At 65.5% G+C, this 19,611-nt stretch carries 11 protein-coding genes and 1 pseudogene; 10 read left to right on the top strand and 2 right to left on the bottom strand.

Features of this window, described 5'->3' with window-relative positions; translation table 11 throughout:
• Positions 1-209: 209 nt before the first annotated feature.
• From BBSC_RS12030 to rsmI, 8 genes are all read left to right on the top strand, one after another.
• Positions 210-1,865: an ABC transporter substrate-binding protein gene (locus BBSC_RS12030; protein ID WP_033518486.1), complete on the top strand. Its 1,656-nt coding sequence runs from the start codon at positions 210-212 to the stop codon at positions 1,863-1,865.
• A 99-nt stretch (positions 1,866-1,964) separates the two neighbouring features.
• A complete protein-coding gene (locus BBSC_RS12025; RefSeq protein ID WP_033518483.1) occupies positions 1,965-2,945 on the top strand; it encodes an ABC transporter permease in 981 nt (326 codons plus the stop codon).
• Between the two features lie 5 nt (positions 2,946-2,950).
• Positions 2,951-3,901: an ABC transporter permease gene (locus BBSC_RS12020; RefSeq protein ID WP_197074427.1), complete on the top strand. Its 951-nt coding sequence runs from the start codon at positions 2,951-2,953 to the stop codon at positions 3,899-3,901.
• Between the two features lie 2 nt (positions 3,902-3,903).
• Entirely contained in the window at positions 3,904-5,577 is a 1,674-nt protein-coding gene (locus tag BBSC_RS12015; RefSeq protein WP_051923303.1) for an ABC transporter ATP-binding protein, read from the top strand.
• Complete coding sequence (locus BBSC_RS12010) at positions 5,558-6,529, top strand: alpha/beta fold hydrolase (protein ID WP_051923302.1); 972 nt, start codon at positions 5,558-5,560, stop codon at positions 6,527-6,529. Before BBSC_RS12015 ends, BBSC_RS12010 begins: the two co-directional genes overlap by 20 nt.
• Positions 6,530-6,670: 141 nt before the next feature.
• A complete protein-coding gene (locus BBSC_RS12005) occupies positions 6,671-10,159 on the top strand; it encodes a GH36-type glycosyl hydrolase domain-containing protein (RefSeq protein ID WP_033518478.1) in 3,489 nt (1,162 codons plus the stop codon).
• A gap of 80 nt (positions 10,160-10,239) precedes the next feature.
• Positions 10,240-12,411 (top strand): glycoside hydrolase family 3 N-terminal domain-containing protein, encoded by a 2,172-nt coding sequence (locus BBSC_RS12000; RefSeq protein WP_033518477.1) that lies wholly within the window; start codon positions 10,240-10,242, stop codon positions 12,409-12,411.
• A gap of 83 nt (positions 12,412-12,494) precedes the next feature.
• On the top strand, positions 12,495-13,412 hold the full coding sequence (rsmI, locus tag BBSC_RS11995; RefSeq protein WP_231648989.1) for a 16S rRNA (cytidine(1402)-2'-O)-methyltransferase: 918 nt from the start codon (positions 12,495-12,497) through the stop codon (positions 13,410-13,412).
• Position 13,413: 1 nt separating this feature from the next.
• Here rsmI and BBSC_RS14415 read toward each other — a convergent pair.
• Positions 13,414-13,623, bottom strand: a pseudogene (locus tag BBSC_RS14415) (variant leucine-rich repeat-containing protein); the annotation flags it as partial.
• Between the two features lie 412 nt (positions 13,624-14,035).
• Entirely contained in the window at positions 14,036-14,815 is a 780-nt protein-coding gene (locus BBSC_RS13805; protein WP_144414492.1) for a hypothetical protein, read from the bottom strand.
• Between the two features lie 159 nt (positions 14,816-14,974).
• Here BBSC_RS13805 and metG point away from each other — a divergent pair, with 159 nt between their 5' ends.
• Both metG and BBSC_RS11975 read left to right on the top strand, forming a co-directional pair.
• Positions 14,975-16,837 carry a methionine--tRNA ligase gene (gene metG / locus BBSC_RS11980; RefSeq protein WP_033518475.1) on the top strand — a complete coding sequence of 621 codons (1,863 nt, stop codon included), beginning with the start codon at positions 14,975-14,977 and terminating at the stop codon, positions 16,835-16,837.
• A gap of 656 nt (positions 16,838-17,493) precedes the next feature.
• A complete protein-coding gene (locus BBSC_RS11975) occupies positions 17,494-19,023 on the top strand; it encodes a sugar porter family MFS transporter (RefSeq protein ID WP_033518473.1) in 1,530 nt (509 codons plus the stop codon).
• Positions 19,024-19,611 lie beyond the last annotated feature (588 nt).

The raw sequence follows: 19,611 nt of genomic DNA, 5'->3' as shown, positions 1-19,611 counted from the left end.
TCCATTTCGACACGCCGAATACAGTAGTAGTTTTTGTTGAAAAATAAGACTTTACAATACTTTTCCGAATCCGATTCAGACAATATTTGCATTTGTTCATGTAAGCGCATACACTATGAAATCGTTAGAGGTCATTCACGTCTCTGACAATTCACGAAGCGCGTGGACGCCTTCGTGGAATTCATGTCAGTGAAGACAGGGAGGAATCGATGAACATCAAACAACGGCTGACACGGCTGTGCGCGGCGGTGGTCGCGGCCGTCACGCTGGTCGGCGTCGCGGCCTGCGGCGGCACCAACAACGGCGGTGGTTCCACCGCCTCGTCGGGCGACACGATTCTGTTCGGTGGCGATGCCGGCAGCCCGACCTTCGTGCGTAATTTCAACCCCTTCTCGACGTCCAAGCGACAGGGCATCAACTTCATGTACGAGCCGCTCGAGGTCATCAACGCCATCGACGGCACGCTGACCCCGTTCCTGGCCACGGGCCACAAGATCGTGGACGCCAAGACCGTGAACTTCACCATCCGCGAAGGCGTCAAGTGGCAGGACGGCAAGGACCTCACCCCGGCCGACGTCACCTTCACCTTCGATCTGATCAAGAAGAACGCCGCGCTCGACACGCTCGGCGTGTGGCAGCACATCGACTCGATCGAGACCAGCGGCAACGACGTCGTCTTCCACCTCAAGAGCGACGACGTGCCGGGCGCGACGGTGATCGCCCAGCAGCTCATCGTGCCCGAGCACATCTGGAAGGACGTCAAGGACCCGGTCAAGTGGACCAACGAGAACCCCGTCGGCTCCGGCCCCTACCAGCTCGACCAGTTCACCCCCAACCAGTACACGCTGAAGAAGAACCAGACCTACTGGCAGAAGGACAAGGTCGCCGCGGAGAAGATCGTGCTCCCGGCTTCGAACAAGCAGCTCGACCTGGTCAACAAGGGCTATGACTGGGCTTACTCCTACATGAACAACGTCGACAAGACCTGGGCCGGGCAGAAGGACAAGTACAACGTGTACTGGTTCCCGCCGGGAGGCACCGTCTCGCTGTTCCCGAACCTGACCAAGGCTCCGTTCAACGACGTGAACTTCCGCAAGGGCCTGAGCTACGCGCTTGACCGCGAGAAGATCGCCAAGGACGCCGAGGAAGGCTACGTCGAAGGCGCCACGCAGACCGGTCTGCTGCTGCCGAACCAGGAGAAGTGGGTCAGCTCCTCCATCGAGAACGACGGCAAGATCTCCCAGGACTCCGACAAGGCGCTCGAGTACTTCGCCAAGGCCGGTTACACCAAGAGCGGCGACAAGCTCGTCGACGCCTCCGGCAAGCAGCTTGAGCTCAACATCACCGTGCCGAACGGCTACACCGACTGGCTGCGCGGCGTGCAGACCATGCAGTCGCAGCTCACCAAGCTCGGCATCTCGGTCAAGCTCACCCAGCCTCAGCCGGCCGCTTACACGCAAGCCCAGAACAACGGCGACTTCGATCTGATCATCTCGTCCTTCGGCGGGTCGGGCAACATCTTCCAGGATTACAACAACCTGCTCAACTCCGAGTTCGCGCTGCCCGTCGGCCAGTCCACCAGCGCCAACTTCGAGCGCTACTCGAACGATGCGACCGACGCGCTGCTCGCCCAGCTCAAGTCGGCCACCGACGACGCCGCGCAGAAGAAGATCGTCGACCAGCTCCAGCAGGTGGTCTACGACGAGGTTCCGGTGATCGGCTTGTTCTACGGCGGCCTGTGGGGCCTGTTCAGCAACAAGAACTTCACCGGCTGGCCCAGCGCCGACAACCCGTACGCGCCGCCGACCACCTGGACCCAGGCGATGCTGCTGGTCGTGACGAACATCAAAAAGGCCGAGCACTGAGTTCGGCGCAGACGGGATGGGCGCCGCGTCGCGCCCTCCCGCCCCCGCCCGCATACCGTTGCATCCGGTTTCCCGAATGCGCGCCGCGAAAGGTTATCCATGCGTTACTTCCTAGGCAAAATAGAGCTGTTCCTGCTCACGCTGTGGGCGGCGATCACGGTCAACTTCATACTCCCGAGAATGATGCCGGGCTCGCCGGCCGACGCCGCCATCGCCAAGCTGGCGCAGAACGGGCCGGTCACCCCGGAGATGCGTTCGGCGATCGAGGCGCAGCTGGGCGTGCCCCAGGGCAATGTGTTCCAGCAGTACCTTCAGTACCTGAACAATGTCATCCATTTCGACTTCGGCGTCTCGTACAGCAACTTTCCGCAGAACGTCTCCGATCTGATCGCGGCGGCGCTGCCGTGGACGCTCACGCTGGTCGGCATGGTCACGATCCTGTCGTTCCTCATCGGCACGGTGCTCGGCGCGGTCGCCGCATGGAAGCGCGGCACCGCCGTCGACACCACCGCCAGCGTCGGCAGCTCGTTCCTCTCCGCATTCCCGCCGTTCTGGATCGCGTTGCTGCTGCTGTACTTCCTCGGCTACGTGGGAGGCGTCTTCCCGACGTCCGGAGCCTATTCGGCGACCGCCATGCCCTCCTTCGACGGGGCGTTCTTCGCGGACGCGGTCTACCACGCGATTCTGCCCGGCCTGACGATCCTCATCACCTCTCTCGGCGGCTGGATCATGGGCATGCGCAACACGATGATCAGCACGCTCGGCGACGACTACGTGACCTTCGCCGAGGCCAACGGCCTCAAGCAGCATACGGTGATGCTGCGCTACGCAGCCCGCAACGCGCTGCTTCCCAACCTCACCTCCTTCGGCTTGGTGCTCGGCGGCGTGGTCGGCGGGTCCCTGCTGGTCGAGCAGGTATTCAATTACCCGGGTGTCGGCCTGCTGCTTTTCCAAGCCGTGACGAATCAGGACTATCCGCTGATGCAGGCGCTGTTCCTCATGATCACGACCAGCGTGCTTGTGGCGAACTTCATCGTCGACATGCTTTACGGCGTGCTTGACCCGAGAACCAGAAGGTGAATGCGATGGCTACCGAAACAATGTCGACGCAATCGTCGGCGCAACAGCAGGGCGGGAAGAAGAACGCCGCCGACTCCGTCAACGACAGCGCGCTCATGCGTGCGCTGCGTCTGGTCGGCCGCAGCTTCGCGACGGTATGGTCGGTGCCGAAGGCCCGTTTTGGCCTGATTCTGTTGGGTCTGATCATCCTGATGGCGGTCTTCGCGCCGCTGCTCAGCCCCTATGATCCGAAGGCCAGCGATTTCGAGGCCAGCCTCGGCCCGAATGCCGAACACTGGCTCGGCACCACCGGCAACGGGCAGGACGTGCTTTCCCAACTGATCTGGGGATCGCGCATCTCGGTGTTCGTCGCGCTGTGCGCAGGCCTGCTCTCCACCGCCATCGCCGTGATCGTCGGCCTGAGCTGGGGCTACATCCGCTCCTTCGCCGGCGAGTTCGTGGGATTCATCGTCAACCTGTTCCTGGTGATCCCGTCGCTGCCGCTGATGATCGTCGTGGCTGCCTACCTGCAGAACGGCGGCCTCGGCGTGATCATCCTCGTGGTGGTGCTGACCGGTTGGGCGTGGGGCTCGCGCGTGCTGCGCAGCCAGACGCAGACGCTGCGGTCGCGCGACTTCGTCACCGCGGCGTCGTTCAGCGGCGACAGCTCGGCGAGGATCATCTTCCACGAGATCTTCCCGAACATGCTCTCGCTGATCATCAACAACTTCTTCGGCGCCGCGACTGCCGCGGCCCTCGCCGAAGCCGGCCTGGAATTCCTCGGTCTCGGCGACTCGACGACCGTCAGCTGGGGCACGATGCTCTACTGGGCTCAGAACAACAACGTGCTGCTCACCGGACAGTGGGTGCTGCTGTTCGCCCCGGGCCTGATGATCGCGCTGCTGGCCGTGTCCATGACATTCATCAATTTCGGCGTCGATCGCCTGAGCAACCCGCGCCTGCGTGAAGGGAACTGAAGATGAGCCTGCTGAAAGTCAACGACCTGTCCATCGAGTACGACGTTCCGGGCACCGAGCCGGTCAAGGCCGTGCACCATGTGAACTTCGAGCTGGAGCAGGGCGAGTTCGTCGGTCTGGTCGGCGAATCCGGCTCCGGCAAGTCGACGCTCGGCTTTGCGCTGACCCGCCTGTCGAAGCCGCCGGCACGCATCAGCGGCGGTCAGGTGCTGTTCAACGGCAAGGACATCACCACGCTGAGCGACGAGGAGCTGCGCGTGCAGCGTCAGGGAGGCTTCGCGATGGTGCTGCAGTCCGGCATGAACGCGCTGAACCCCGTGCGCACGATCCGCAACCACTTCATGGACATCTTCAAGGCGCACGGCCATGTGGCCAAGGACAAGCGCGAAGGGCGCGCCCTCGAGCTGATCCGCAAGGTCGGCCTGCCCGACCGCACGCTCGAGCGCTACCCCGGCGAGCTGTCCGGCGGCATGCGCCAGCGCGTGGCCATCGCCCTGGCTCTGTCGCTGGATCCCAAACTCATGGTGTTCGACGAGCCGACCACGGCCCTCGACGTGCTCGTGCAGCACGAGGTGATGAACACGATCCGCGAGCTGCAGGCATCCGAAGGCTTCACCGCGATCCTGATCAGCCACGATCTGGGCATCGTGCTCGAATCGACGACCCGCGTCATGGTCATGCACAACGGCGTGATCGTCGAGGATGCGCCAAGCGGCCAGATCCTGCGCGCTCCCAAGGACGACTATACGAAGATGCTGCTGAGCCACTACGGCGATCCGCGTGCGGAACGGGTGTCGGTGCCGGGGCTCGACCGCAAGGGCACTTATGATCCGAACGCCACGCCTACCGAGGCGGATAAGGCGATGACCCTGACGGTCACCGGCGTCTCGAAGGTGTACAAGGGCCGCAAGCGCGGCGACAAACCGGTCACGGCCACCAACAACGTCTCCTTCACGCTGCATCCGGGTGAATCGCTGGCTCTTGTCGGCGCCTCCGGCTCGGGCAAGTCGACGATCGCGAAGATGATCACCGGCATCGAGCAGCCCACCAAGGGCGAGATCAGCTTGGGGGACAAGCGTATCGACCGGATGAAGAGCAAGCGCGACCTGCGCGACCTGCACTCCGACATCCAGATGGTGTTCCAGGATCCGTACGCGGCCCTGAACCCCCTGCACACCGTCGAATACACGCTGATGCGCCCGATCCTCAACTACACGGATCTGCGCGGGGCGGCGGCCCGCAACCGGATGCTCGAGCTGTTGGAAACCGTGGGACTGACCCCGGTCGAGCAGTTCGCCGCCAAGCTGCCGCATCAGCTGTCGGGCGGGCAGCGCCAGCGCGTGGTCATCGCCCGTGCACTGGCCTCCAACCCGAAGGTGCTGATCGCCGACGAACCGGTGTCGATGCTCGACATGACGCTGCGCGCCGGAGTGCTCGCGTTGCTTGACGACCTGCGCGTGCGGCTCAACGTGTCGATGCTCTACATCACGCACGATCTGCTGAGCGCCCGTTTGATCACCGACCGCATCATGGTGCTCAACCAGGGCACGGTCGTGGAACGCGGCGACACCGCCCAAGTGCTGCAGCATCCGCACGACGACTATACGATCCGTCTGCTCAACGCGATTCCGAAGCTCGAGACAAGGAGCGACGACCATGCCGCAGTCCACGCCTGACGGACCGTCCTGCACGGCGGTGCGTGCCGGACGTCGTTTCGGATCGTTGCCCCGGCCTCGCGGCATCGACGATCTCGTCATCGAAGCGCCGGTCGGCCCGCTGACCGCGCTGCGCGCGCGGCCGGAGGCCGGTGAGGCCCTCGGCGTGGCGCTGCTGATTCCCGGTTTCACCGGCTGCAAGGAGGACTTCTACGACCTCATGCCGCTGTTGGCCGGGCGCGGCTGGGACGTATGGGCGTTCTCACAGCGCGGTCAGGCCGATTCGGTGGCGCCGCAGGGCGTCGAGGCCTACCACCGTGCGCATACCGCGCAGGACGCGCTGGATGTCGCCCGCATCATCCTGCAGGCCACCGGCGCCGACCAGCTGCATCTGCTCGGCCACAGCTTCGGGGGAGTCACCGCCCAAGCCGCGCTGCTGGCCGATCCTCATCCGTTCCGATCGCTGACCCTACTGGATTCGGGGCCGCATGGCTGGCCCGGCCGCCACGCGGATATCCGCGAGCATCTTGCGGAGCATCCGAATCTGGACTTGTGGAGCATCGACAACCTCGACAGGGCGCAGGTTCCCGACAGCGAACTCTCCACGCTGGAACGGTTCCTGCGCGAACGGTCGAGGGCCACGAGCCGTGATCAGCTGATCGGAACGCTTGACCAGCTGGAAAGCGCCGAGGACCACAGCTTCGAGATCCGCGATACGGGCGTGCCCGTACTGGTGGCCCATGGGGCGCACGACGTCTATTCGTGGCCGCAGACATGGCTGCACCGCATGGCGCGCATCATCGACGCGCGGCTTGAGATCATCCCCGATGCCGCGCATTGCCCCAACGGCGAGAATCCGGCCGCCACGGCGCGTGTGCTCGACGATTTCTGGACCAGCCAGAATGACCCGGCAACCCGGCGCCGGACGGTGTTCGAGGATCAGCCAACCGAAAGCATCGAGCCGGCGGCATAGCGGCCATACCCACGGGCGGCCGCGCCGCGCGTGCGGCCCGGCTCCCGTAACTGTGCCAATTGTCCGGCCATTCGCCGAACGATTGCCATTCGATCGTCCGTTCGCGGCAGCGAACCACACACAAGAAAGCGAAAAAACATCATGTCCAACGCTGCAGACGCTCCCGCCTTCTCTGCGTGGAGCAATTGGAAGCAAGGCTCCGACCGGTCGGTCGCCGTTGGCGCCGGCGAGCTGAGCATCCGCATCGGCGCATGCGGCGATCTGCTCGGTGTACGTGCCGGTGACATCCAGATCTCGCAGTACCGCCCCGGTCCCAATGACCCCGGCATCAGCGGGTTGTGGCTGCGCCGCCGCCAAGGCTCGCATATCGACGCGGTGCCGCTGCTCGGCGTGCGCTCGTCGTCGAGATTCGCGATCGAACGCGGCGTCGCGACATGGCGCGGATCGGCGCTCGGCGTCGTCTGGACCGTGTCGCTGCATGTCTCCGGCGATGGGAGCGCTTGGGCGTGGCGCGTGGCGGTGACCCCCGGCGATCCGTCGGCGGCGGCCGGAACCTGGGATGTGGCCAGCGCTCAGGATGTGGCATTGGCTCCGATCGAACAGGCCATGTCCAGCGAGCCGTACATCTCCCAGTACGTGGCCTACCATGCCCAGGACGTCGATGGCTTCGGCCGCGTGCTTGCCGCCCGTCAGGGCATGGCGTGCGCGCCGCGGATGCCCATGCTCGTCGCCGCGTTCGCCGAAGGGGCGCGCGCCCACTTGACCGACGGTTTCGATTTCTATGGCCGTGAGGCGCGTATGGGCGGCGAGCCGGCCGCGCTGCGCAGCGCCGATTGGAACGGCGGCAGGACCAATCAATACGAGTTCGGCATGGCCTGTCTGCTGTCCGCGCCGCAGACGATCGCGGACGCCTCGGATACGTTGGTGTTCACGCAAGTCAATCTGTTTGACGGCGATTACCGCGGCGAGATGGCGGACGGTTGTGCGCGCATCGGCGAGACGGTGGATCTCTTTGCCGACGCCGTGGAAGCCGGCGGTCCCGACGTGTCAGAGGTCTCCGGCACCCCCTGCCTGCATGACCGCGCCTCGCTGCTGGCCACCGCCTCCATGCTGAACGGCCGGCCCATGGAAGACGATGCGTTCCTGGCACTGGGCGGCGGAGAGGCCTCCGACATCGAGACCGCTTCCGATGGCACCGTGCTTTCGTATTTCGGCCGCAACGCCCGCCATGTCGTTTCGCAGGCCAAGGAAATGGTCGTGGACCGTTCCCACGGGCAGATCCTGCTGGCCAACGGTTCCACCGACCCCGCGCGTCCCGTCATGGCCGCCACCACGTATGCGCCCGGCGTGTTCGCCTCGCATATCGTGCTCGGCAACACCAACATGAATCGTCTGGTCTCCGTGCACCGCACCAGCCTCAACCTGCTGCGTTCGCAGGGTGTGCGCCTGCTTATACGGGTCGACGGCGAATGGCGTCTGCTCGGCGTGCCCTCCGCCTATGTCATGGATCTGGGCGGCTCGGCATGGATCTATCAGTTGGATTCCGGCGTGATCCGTGTCGAAACCGTTGCCTCGGCAAGCCGGAACGTCATCGGGCTGCATGTCGTCTCGGACGCGGCGATCGATGTCATCGTTACCGTCGACATCGAATCGCCCGAGCAGTGGGATGCCTTCGTTTCCGCCGAAACGCCGGAATCCGGCGCCGGCGTGGTATTCGCCCCTGCCGCGGGTTCTCCGGCCGCGGCGCATTGCCCGAACCTGCGGTACGTATTCGCGTCGGACCGGGGCACGCCATCCGACGACGCTCCGCTGTTCGCGGGCCACGCCCACGGCAGTGCGGTGATCACGTTTGCGGCCGAGGGGGTGCGCGAGTTGCGCGTGGCTGCCGCCGCCAGCGACAATGGGGTCTCGCAGGCCTCCGAGCTCGCCGCGTCGGCGTTGGGAGTGCGCGGGGCGGTCGACGGCGATGGTATCGATAGTGATACCGATGCCGTGCTTGCCGAGCACTATCGCATCATCAGCGCGTACGCCGATGATCTGCAGGTGCGCACCGATGGCCGTCTGGCGGAACTCAACCGCGTCGTGCCGTGGTTCGTGCAGAACGCCCTGGTGCATTTCCTCTCGCCGCACGGTCTGGAACAGTATTCCGGCGCGGCTTGGGGCACGCGTGACGTATGCCAGGGGCCGTTCGAGCTGGCGCTCGCCTTCGGCCATTTCGACACCGCGCGCGAGATCATCCTCGGCGTGCTGCGCCACCAGAATCCCGATGGTTCGCTGCCGCAGTGGTTCATGTTCGACGAGTACCGCGCGATGTACCAGCACGACTCGCACGGCGACATCCCGGTGTGGCCCCTCATGGCGGTCGGCGAATATCTGGAGGCCACCGGCGACACGTCGATCCTCGGCGACACGGCGCCGTACTGGGATGAGCCGAACGGCGACTACTCCGCCGAGTCGCATACCGTATGCGACCATCTGCTGTCCATCCTGTCGTACATCCGCGCCCACCGGGTACCCGGCACCGAACTGTTCTCCTACGGGGAGGGCGATTGGGACGACACGCTGCAGCCGGCGCAGGCCTCGATGAAGAAGGAGATGGCCTCCACTTGGACGATCGCGCTGCTGTACCAGGCCACGCGGCGCCTGGGCGAACTGCTGCGAGGCAAGAATGGTTGCGAGGCCCTCTCGGACCAGTGCTCGAGCGAGGCCTCTACCATCCGCGGGGCGTTCACGAAAGACTTCATCTTCGACGACGTGCTTGCCGGATATGTTTCGTTCACCGACGAGGGGCCGAAGCCGGTGATCCATCCCGACGACACGCGTACGGGCATCACCTATCGCCTGATCCCGATGACCAGGTCGATCATCGCCGGGCTGCTGGATGACGAGGAGACCCGCCGCCATGAGGCCATCATCGACGAGCATCTGCACTATCCCGACGGCGTGCGCCTGATGAACCGCCCGGCCGCTTATCATGACGGCGTCACCACGGTGTTCAAGCGCGGCGAGCAGGCCGCGAACGTCGGCCGGGAGATCGGTCTGATGTACACGCATGCGCATATCCGCTATACCGAGGCGTTGGCGGCGCTGGGCCGCGACAGCGTGGCCGAGGAACTGCTGCGCATCAGTCCGGTCGGCCAGTTCCGCCGTCTGTCGACCAGCGAACCGCGACAGCGCAACTGCTACTTCGCGTCATCCGATGCCGATTTCCCGACGCGCTATGATGCGGCGGGCCAGTGGGATCGGCTGCGCGCCGACGCAGCCGATCCGGTCGGCGTACGCGGCGGCTGGCGCGTCTACTCGTCCGGCCCCGGCATCTATCTGCGCCAGGTCATGCAGCATGTGTTCGGCCTGAGCGTCCACGCCGACGGCGTGGTCATCGACCCGCTGCTCGCCATGCAGGACGATGGTACCGAGATCGCCGTGACGCTGTTCGGCAAACCGCGCACGATCCGTTATCGCGTGGTCGAGGGAAGCCGGCCGGTGGCGGTCGAAGCCGATGGCAGGGCGATCGACGGGGAGCGGCTGGCGCTGCGCTACCGCGATGGCGGTCTGCTCGTCAGCCGGGAATCGCTCGGCGACTCGCGCGACATCGTGATCACGCTTGGCACGGCGCCGCGAGTACGCTGAACGGGGAAGGTACGATCCGGCCCCCGATGAGGGGCCGGATTCGTATAGGGCAATGATGCTTACGGTATGAAGGAATCCTGATGAACCACGAACAACTCGTCGAACTCGTCAGCGAAATGACGCTGGACGAAAAAATAGCCCAGTTGCTGCAGCTGAGCGGCGACTTTTACTCCGACAAGGCCGAGGAACGCACCGGTCCGATCGCGCAGCTCGGCCTGTCGCAGACCGACATCGACAACGCCGGAACGATCCTCGGCGTCGCGTCGGCAGCCGAATGCCGCCGCATCCAGCAGTCGTACATGGAACGCAACCGCCTGCATATCCCGACGCTCATCATGGGCGATGTGATCCACGGTTGCCGGACGATCTTCCCGATCCCGTTGGCGATCGGATCCTCATGGAGCACGGACGCGGCCCGTACCATGGCGCGGGTGGCCGCTCGCGAATCCTCGGCGAGCGGATTGCACGTGACTTTCTCCCCGATGGTGGATCTGGTCCGTGATCCGCGCTGGGGGCGCGTGATGGAATCCACCGGCGAGGACCCGTGGCTCAACGCGCTGATGGCCGCGGCGATGGTCGAGGGCTATCAGGGCGGCAGGGCCGGATCCGCCGAAACGCTCGCCGATCCGGCGGCCACGGTCGGGGCGTGCGTCAAGCATTTCGCCGGATACGGGGCCCCGGAAGGCGGGCGCGAATACAACACGGTGAACATGTCGGAACGCCAGCTGCGCAACGACTATCTGCCCGGATACCATGCGGGCATCGATGCGGGAGCCAAGCTGGTGATGACCTCGTTCAACACGGTCGACGGCATTCCCGCGACCGGCAACCGGAACCTCATGCGCGATATCCTGCGTGACGAGTTCGGATTCGACGGTGTGCTCATCTCCGATTTCGGCGCGGTCAGGGAAATGATCGCGCACGGCGTGGCCGCCGACGACCGGCAGGCTGCGCAGCTGGCCATCGAGGCCGGCGTCGACATCGAAATGATGACGGTCTGCTATCTGCGCGAGCTCCGGGGCCTGATCGAGGATGGCCGCGTGCCCGAATCGATGCTGGACGAATCGGTGATGCGCATACTTGAACTGAAAAACGATCTTGGGCTGTTCGAGCATCCGTTCCGCGGCGCCGACCCCGAGGCCGAGGCTCGGGTCGTGCTGTGCGACGACCACCGTCAGGCCGCGCGCACCGTGGCGGAGGAATCCATGGTGCTGCTCAAGAACGAAGGCATACTGCCGTTGCGCCGCTCGGAGACGATCGCGCTGGTCGGCCCGCATGCCGCATCGCACGATGTGCTGGGTGCGTGGTCGTGGAAGGGCGATCCGGCGGAGGCGGTCAGCCCGGCCGAGGGGCTGCGCGCCCTGACGGGCGACCGCGTGCTGGTCGGCGGCGAGCCGTTCGATTGCGTGAACCCGTCGCATGCCGCGGTCGCTGAAGCCGTGGACCTCGCCTCCCGGGCCGGCACGGTGGTGCTGGCTCTGGGTGAGACTTCCGAGATGAGCGGCGAGGCCGCTGCGCGCTCCGACATCCGGCTGCCGCAGGCGCAGATCGACCTTTTCGAAGCGGTGCGTGCGGTCAACCCGAATATCGTGGTGGTGCTGTTCAACGGCCGTCCGCTCGATCTGACGGCGATCGACGATGCCCGCGCCATCGTGGAAGCGTGGTTTCCCGGCACGGAAGCCGGTTCGGCATTGGCCGCGGTGCTGTATGGCGAAGCGAATCCGAGCGCCAGGCTCACCATGTCGTTCCCGTACTCCGTCGGGCAGGTCCCGGTGTACTACAACCAGTTCAACACCGGTAGACCCGCTGCGGGGAGGATGGACGAGAAGTACGTGTCGAAATATCTGGACGTGCCGAACGATGCCAGGTATCCGTTCGGTTTTGGCCTGAGCTACAGCAGTTTTGCCTATGGGCCGGTTTCGGTGTCGGGCGATCGCTTCTCGGCGGGACGGCCGTTGGAGATCGCGGTTGACGTGACCAATACGTCGACCGTGGGCGGCGTTGAGACGGTGCAGCTCTACGTGCGCGACGTCGTCGGCGAAGTGGTGCGCCCCGTCAAGGAGCTCAAGGGCTTCGAACGGGTGCGGCTGGAGGCCGGCGAGACCCGTACCGTGCGGTTCTCACTTGGGGAGGAACAGCTGCGCTACGTGCACTCCGACCTGGACACGTGCTCCGACCCCGGCGAGTTCCTGATCATGGTCGGCCCCAACAGCCGCGATCTCAGCGAACCCGTTTCGGTTTCGCTGATCTGAACGGATTGCCCTGCCGGGTACGGCTCCCTCCGCCGGTACCCGGCGTGAGGGATACTGATGATATGGAACATTCCGAGGAGAACATGAATGCGCGGGACGCCGAGCGGGAGGGCAGCACCTCCGGAAGCGGCATGGTGGTGCTCGCGGCCACGCCGATCGGCAACGTCGGGGATGCGTCCGATCGGTTGAAGGAGTTGCTGCAGCGCGCGGATATCGTCGCCGCCGAGGATACGCGGCGCCTGTTCGACTTGGCGAACCGGCTCGGCGTGCATGTGAACGGCACGGTCGTCGCCTATCACGACCACAATGAGCGCAACAAGGCCGACGGCCTGCTCGACCGCGTGGAGGGCGGGGCGACCGTGCTGGTGGTGTCTGATGCCGGCATGCCGACGATCAACGACCCCGGGCTGGCGATCGTGCGCCGCGCGATCGAGCGGGGGCTTGCGGTCACCTGCGCGCCCGGCCCGAGCGCCGTGCTCGACGCGCTCGCCCTGTCCGGGCTGCCGACCGACCGGTTCTGCTACGAGGGATTCCTGCCGCGCAAGCACGCCGAACGGGTGCAGCACCTGCGCATGCTGCAGGCCGAGCGCCGCACGATCGTGTTCTATGAGACGCCGCACCGCATCGCCGAATCGATGGACGATCTGCTTGACGCCTTCGGGGCGAACCGCCCGATGGCGTTGTGCCGCGAACTGACCAAGGACTACGAGCAGATCCGCCGCGGCCCCATCGCCGAGATCAGGCAGGGCGTGATCGACGATCCGCCCCGGGGCGAAATCGTGCTGGTGATCGCCGGCGCCTCCGACGAGGAGGCCAACGCCGCCGCTCCCGCCGCGCTCAGCGTCGAGGAACTGGCGGTGCTCTCCATCGACCGCGCGCTCGACGACGGGCTGCGCATCAAGGACGCGATCGCGCAGGTGGCCGCCGAGCACCCGCTGCCGGATGGCTCGTTGCCCAACCGCAAGCAGATCTATACGGCCGTGCTCAAGATCAAAGGCTGAGCTATGACTCGAGCAGCACGGTCAGCGCCGCTTTGACGCCCGGTCCGCCGCGCTGCGCGACGTATTCGAGCAGCGCGGCGTCCGCCTTCGGATTCGCCGCAAGCCAGCGGCGCAGCTCCGGCGCCTCGCGGGCGATGTGCCACAGCACGTCCATATCGGTGTCGGGATCGCACGCCACCAGCGGCGTCAGCCGGATCGGCGGCGCGGGCGGCCCCTGCCCTTCAACAGCCCTGGGAACGGGTCCTGCCACACGTTTCCGCTGGGCGGTCTGCGCCGCCGCGTCCAGCCCACGCAGCCGTGAGCCGGGCGGGGCTTGCCCGCGGGGTCCCCGTCGGTCGGTCGCACCGAGCCGCATCGCTGCTGAACGGCGGCGCGTCCAGCCCGGCAGCGTGCCGTGCGGCTTGGCGCGTCGCTTGGCGGGCTGGCCGACGATCAGCGCCGTGGGTGGCGGCGTGCGGGGCGCCTTGCGCGCTGCCCCGTGTGGTGTCGTCAGCGATGCCACGATGGTCTCCTTTCCGATTTCCTTCGTTTCCCCCGGTTTCCTGGTTCCTCCCGGTTTCCCTCGTTTCCCCGATTGCCGTCCCGCCGCGTGCCCGGCTCATCCGCTCCGGGGCACAGCCGAATCACACCTCCAGCTTCTCGAACAGGTTGCGCGCGAACGGCGCCCGCGGCCAGTACCGGTTGAGATCGAGGATCTTCAGGCAGGCCTCCGGCGTGACGTGGTATTCCGCCATCAGGCGGTCGATGAGTTGCCCCGCATCGGCGCCTTCCAGCTCGTGCTGGGGCAGCAACGCCAGATCGCAGGCGGTGCGCGCCGGCGTGGTGACGCATACGCGGCCGATCTTGATGAGATGCTCGGGTATGCTCTTCCGGTTGAACACCCGGATCGCGCGTCCGTGGACCACGCTGCGGTAATGCGACCTCGATATGACGTCGATGGTGCCGGGAAAAGGGCCGCCCAGCCAAATCCACGCCGCCGTGAACGTGCAGGCGATCGTGCGCCGCGGGGCGAGATGGGCGATGATCATCGCGCGCCCGTACAGGGTTGAGGCCTGATCCGTCTGGTAGGCGCTGCCGTCGTCCAACGGCGACAGCGTGCCAAGCGTGGTGAGCAGGTGCATGCTCAGCGGGCCCGGCAGATCCCGGTCGTCGAGCAGCGGCTTGTCCGCGGGGCGATCGTCGGCGGGAGCGGACAGGTCGATGCGGGCATGGTACGGCGTGACGCCTGTGGCCGGGGTCGGTGCGGCTGGCTGGGGCGTTCCGCCGCCCGGCCCGGCGGCCATCCCCGTGGGGCATTGCGCAGGGCGTTGCGAGGATGCGCCCGCGGCGGGCACCGTGCGTTGCGCGCCGTGCGGATCGCATGGTTCGGGGGACTGTGCGGGGGTGGTCGTATCGGTGGTCATGGGGCCGACCGTACCTGGTCCGCAGTCGTGTCGCCACCGGCTTCGGAAATTTTGTGGACAAGTGGACAACTCGTGGTGGACGCGAGGAATTGTGGATAATCCTGTGCATGGCTGCGCTGTCCCCCGCGCTGTCCCCGCTGCGCCAGATAATCAAGGATTATGAGTCATATTTTGGTGAATGTTGCGTGGCCGTATGCCAACGGTCCGCGTCATATCGGTCACGTCGCCGGCTTCGGTGTGCCTTCGGACGTGTACGCGCGCTACGAGCGCATGAAGGGCAACGACGTGCTGATGGTGTCGGGCACCGACGAACACGGTACGCCGATTCTGGTCGAGGCGGAGAAGGAGGGCCTGACCGCGCAGGAGCTGGCGAACCGCTACAACCGCGTGATCGCCAAGGATCTGTGCGATCTGGGCCTGAGCTACGACCTGTTCACGCGCACCACCACCGGCAACCACGAGCAGGTGGTGCAGGAGCTGTTCAAGCAGTGCCTGGCCAACGGCTACATCTACAAGGGCACGCAGAAGGTCGCGATCTCGCCGTCCACCGGCCGCACCCTGCCCGACCGCTACATCGAGGGCGAATGCCCGATCTGCCATACCGACGGCGCCCGCGGCGACCAGTGCGACGCCTGCGGCAACGAGCTCGACCCGGACGAGCTCATCAATCCCGTTTCCAAGATCAACGGCGAAACCCCGCGCTTCGAGGAGACCGAGCACTTCTTCCTCGACCTGCCGGCGCTCGCCGAGGCGAACCTCGCGTGGCTCAAGACCCGCGAGGGCTGGCGCACCAACGTCATCAACTTCTCGATCGGCCTGTTCCGCGAAGTCAAGCCGCGCGCGATCACCCGCGACATCGACTGGGGCATCCCCGTGCCGGTGCCGGGCTGGATCGACAACCCGAACAAGAAGCTGTACGTGTGGTTCGACGCGGTGATCGGCTATCTGTCGGCCTCGATCGAATGGGCCCGCCGCAAGGGCGACCCCGAAGCGTGGCGCGCATGGTGGAACGACCCGTCCACGCCCGGCTACTACTTTATGGGCAAGGACAACATCACCTTCCACTCGCAGATCTGGCCCTCCGAGATGATCGCCTATAACGGCAAGGGCAGCAAGGGCGGCGAAACCGGCAAGCTCGGTCCGCTGAACCTGCCCGAGCAGGTGGTCGCCTCCGAGTTCATGACGATGGAAGGCAAGAAGTTCAGCTCCTCGCGCGGCATCGTCATCTACGTGAAGGACATCCTCGCCCGCTACCCCGTGGACGCGGTGCGCTACTACATCTCCATCGCCGGCCCGGAGACCTCCGACGCCGACTTCACCTGGGCCGAGTTCGTGCGCCACAACAACGAGGAGCTGGCCGCCAGCTGGGGCAACCTGGTCAACCGCGTGGCGAATCTCATCGCCAAGAACTTCGGCGAGATCCCGGCGCTGGATGAGGATTCGATGACTCCGGAGGACCGTTCGCTGCTGCAGGAGACCGCCGATGCGTTCGACGTGGTCGGCGGCATGATCGAGCGTCACCGCCAGAAGAACGCCCTCACCGAGGCGATGCGCGTGGTCGGCGACATCAACAAGTACATCTCGGCAACCGAGCCGTGGAAGATCAAGGACGACCAGGCGCGACTGGCCACCGTGCTGCATGTGGCCGCGCAGGCCGTGTCCGACGCGAACCACCTGCTCGCCCCGTTCCTGCCCCACGCCTCGCAGAAGGTGTGGGAGGCACTCGGCGGCACGGGCGTCTTCTCCCCGCTGCCCCGCATCGAAGAGGTCGAGGATCTCGACAAGCCTGGCTTCACGTATCCGATCATCACCGGCGACTACAAGCTCGGTGAGACCGTGCACCCGTGGGAGAGCGAGCCGATCGTGGCCGGAACCCCGGTGGCCAAGCCGACGCCGATCTTCGCGAAGATCCCGAAGGAGGCCGTCGAGGAAGAGTTGGCGCGCTTCGACGCCGAGCTGGCCGCCCGCCGCGAGGCCGAGGCCAAGCGCTTCGCCGCCGCCAAGGCCCAGCTCAACTCCTGAGCGCAACCCGGGTGATCGGGTGATGCGACCGGGCCCCGTTTTCGTCGTCATGCAGTGGCTGCAGAGCCACATGGCAACGAAAACGGGGCCTTGCCATACCGTGCGGGTGGTGAAATGGGGCATCAGGCACTCGATCTGTACACTGCGCACATCTTCGCCACACGGTTCACAGTCTTTTTTGAGGAACGCGCATCATTCCTCCAAGTATCCGACGGTTATATAGAACATGTCAGCGGTTACGGCCGATGGCGAGGTTCTTTGAGAGCCCCATAACTGAACCCTTCTTCTCTCTTCTCTCTCACCCGGCGGCTCCCTCCGCCGGGTTTCTTTTTGTTTCGGTTGAGCCGGAGTCGGCACGCTCCCGCTGGCGGGAGCTGGCTCGCGAAGCGAGACTGAGGGGTCGGTACGGCATTGCCTGTAACAGCAGCGGTAATCGTTTGCTGAAAAATGACATTTCCGGTGTGTCGCGCTCAGGGGCGGTCGTATCCTTGATAGCACAAACACACGCGGACAGGATTGTTACTCGATGTGAGGCAAGACCTGGGGAGGTGCGGAACGTGGATTCCGCATCGCCCCAGGTCTTTTTTGTTGTTCGACTCGCATCCGTCCCACGGCGCGTGCCACAGTCAATGGAGATGGAAGGAACGGGAATATCCATGGAATCGACCACCATAGCAGTGCAGACGGGTCGGGTAACGCAGACGGTTCAGGCGGGGCAGTCCTCGCGTACGGCGCCGCTGGATGAGGCCGAGCCGATCGCGGCGCGCATCGAATCGGCGATCGGCGATGCGGCGTCGGATCTGGCGGAGGCGCGCGGCATCTCCACGCGCTTCCCGCTCAACAGCGCGTTCATCTTCACCTTCGGCGCGCTCGGCGGCATGCTGTTCGGCTTCGACACAGGCATCATCTCCGGCGCCTCCCCGCTGATCGAATCCGATTTCGGGCTGACCGTCTCGCAGACCGGCTTCATCACCTCATCGGTGCTCATCGGATCGTGCGTCGGCGCCCTGTCGATCGGTTCGCTGTCCGACCGGTTCGGCCGCAAGAAGCTGCTCATCGTCTCCGCGCTGCTGTTCCTGCTCGGCTCCGGCCTGTGCGCCTCGGCCGCCGGGTTCGCGATGATGGTACTCGCCCGCATCCTCCTCGGCCTCGCGGTCGGCGCCGCCTCGGCCCTGACCCCGGCGTACCTGGCCGAACTGGCGCCGAAGGAGCGCCGCGGCTCGCTGTCCACGCTGTTCCAGCTCATGGTCACCTTCGGCATTCTGCTGGCCTACGCCTCCAACCTCGGCTTCCTGAACCACGACATCCTCGGCATCCGCGATTGGCGCTGGATGCTCGGCTCGGCGCTGGTCCCGGCCGCGCTGCTGCTCATCGGCGGCCTGCTGCTGCCCGAATCCCCGCGCTACCTGGTGAACCGGGGAGACACGCGCGGCGCCTTCAAGGTGCTCACGCTGATCCGCAAGGACGTCGACCAGGCGCAGGTGCAGGTCGAGCTCGACGAGATCAGCCAGGTCGCCGCGCAGGATACCAAGGGCGGCGTGCGCGAGCTGTTCCGCGTGGCCCGCCCGGCGCTGGTCGCCGCCGTCGGCATCATGCTCTTCCAGCAGCTGGTCGGCATCAACTCGGTGATCTACTTCCTGCCGCAGGTGTTCATCAAGGGCTTCGGCTTCCCGGAAGGCGACGCGATCTGGGTGTCGGTCGGCATCGGCGTGGTGAACTTCGCGAGCACCATCGTGGCCACGCTGATCATGGACCGCTTCCCGCGCAAGGGCATGCTGATGTTCGGGTCCATCGTGATGACCGTCTCGCTGGCCGTGCTCGCCGTGATGAACTTCGTGGGCGACGTGGCGGTGCTCGCCGTGCCGACGATGGCGCTCATCGCCTGCTACATCCTCGGCTTCGCCGTCTCGTGGGGGCCGATCGCGTGGGTGCTCACCGGGGAGATCTTCCCGCTGAGCGTGCGCGGCATCGGGTCCTCCTTCGGTTCGGCGGCCAACTGGCTTGGCAACTTCATCGTCTCCCAGTTCTTCCTGGTGCTGCTCGACGCGTTCCACAACAATGTCGGCGGGCCGTTCGCCATCTTCGGCGTGTTCGCGGCCCTCTCCATCCCGTTCGTGCTGCGGTTCGTCCCGGAGACCAAGGGCAAGTCGCTCGAGCAGATCGAGGAGGAGATGACCCGCCGCTAGTATCCTGCGTCGCAAGTTCGTTTAACAATTCCAGCTCCCCTCAGAGAGGGGAGCCAGAATTACTCAACGAATGAGCGGCGCGGAATACTAGGCGGGGGCCGTATTTGGGGGCGTATGCCGGTACCGTGCCGGCATACGCCTCTTGCCGTATCCGGGGCGGGCAAAGGGGCGTATCCGGTCAGGTGCGTCATGGGGCCGGGACGTCCGCGGATGGCGGCGATTCCGAGCCGCCCTGCCCGCGGCCGATCCCGATGCCCCCCATATCGCGCCGAAACGGGGCCCTGTGCTGAGCTATCAGCGAAATGTAGACGCAAAGGGGGCCGTCGCTGTCGCTCTGTGTCTACATCGCTGGGCCGCGTTCGACTTTTTCCCCGAACTCGGGGGGATGGGATCCAATGATGCCGGTCATCCGCGAATGCTGACGGTTACAACGCTGCACGAGGGGGGTGCCGCCGCCGATTACGGGTGATGAATGTCGTGGTTTCGAGGGCTAGCGTCACCTATAATTGAGTCTGGTGACGAGCATATGCATGGAGGTGCACGGAAGTGGCGCGAGCGGTGAGAGACGGGGTTCCCCGTGGAAGCGTA

Source organism: Bifidobacterium scardovii JCM 12489 = DSM 13734 (assembly GCF_001042635.1).
Lineage (GTDB): Bacteria > Actinomycetota > Actinomycetes > Actinomycetales > Bifidobacteriaceae > Bifidobacterium > Bifidobacterium scardovii.
Note: the sequence above shows the minus strand (reverse complement) of the source record. Positions and strands in the feature narration are given on the sequence as shown.

Excerpts from the sequence above, each read along its gene's own strand:
- BBSC_RS12005 (WP_033518478.1), top strand. The coding sequence starts at position 6,671 with ATGTCCAACGCTGCAGACGCTCCCGCCTTCTCTGCGTGGAGCAATTGG.
- BBSC_RS12000 (WP_033518477.1), top strand. The coding sequence starts at position 10,240 with ATGAACCACGAACAACTCGTCGAACTCGTCAGCGAAATGACGCTGGAC.
- BBSC_RS11975 (WP_033518473.1), top strand. The coding sequence starts at position 17,494 with ATGGAATCGACCACCATAGCAGTGCAGACGGGTCGGGTAACGCAGACG.
- BBSC_RS12020 (WP_197074427.1), top strand. The coding sequence starts at position 2,951 with ATGGCTACCGAAACAATGTCGACGCAATCGTCGGCGCAACAGCAGGGC.
- BBSC_RS12030 (WP_033518486.1), top strand. The coding sequence starts at position 210 with ATGAACATCAAACAACGGCTGACACGGCTGTGCGCGGCGGTGGTCGCG.
- BBSC_RS13805 (WP_144414492.1), bottom strand. The coding sequence starts at position 14,815 with ATGACCACCGATACGACCACCCCCGCACAGTCCCCCGAACCATGCGAT.
- BBSC_RS12010 (WP_051923302.1), top strand. The coding sequence starts at position 5,558 with ATGCCGCAGTCCACGCCTGACGGACCGTCCTGCACGGCGGTGCGTGCC.
- rsmI (WP_231648989.1), top strand. The coding sequence starts at position 12,495 with ATGAATGCGCGGGACGCCGAGCGGGAGGGCAGCACCTCCGGAAGCGGC.
- BBSC_RS12015 (WP_051923303.1), top strand. The coding sequence starts at position 3,904 with ATGAGCCTGCTGAAAGTCAACGACCTGTCCATCGAGTACGACGTTCCG.
- metG (WP_033518475.1), top strand. The coding sequence starts at position 14,975 with ATGAGTCATATTTTGGTGAATGTTGCGTGGCCGTATGCCAACGGTCCG.
- BBSC_RS12025 (WP_033518483.1), top strand. The coding sequence starts at position 1,965 with ATGCGTTACTTCCTAGGCAAAATAGAGCTGTTCCTGCTCACGCTGTGG.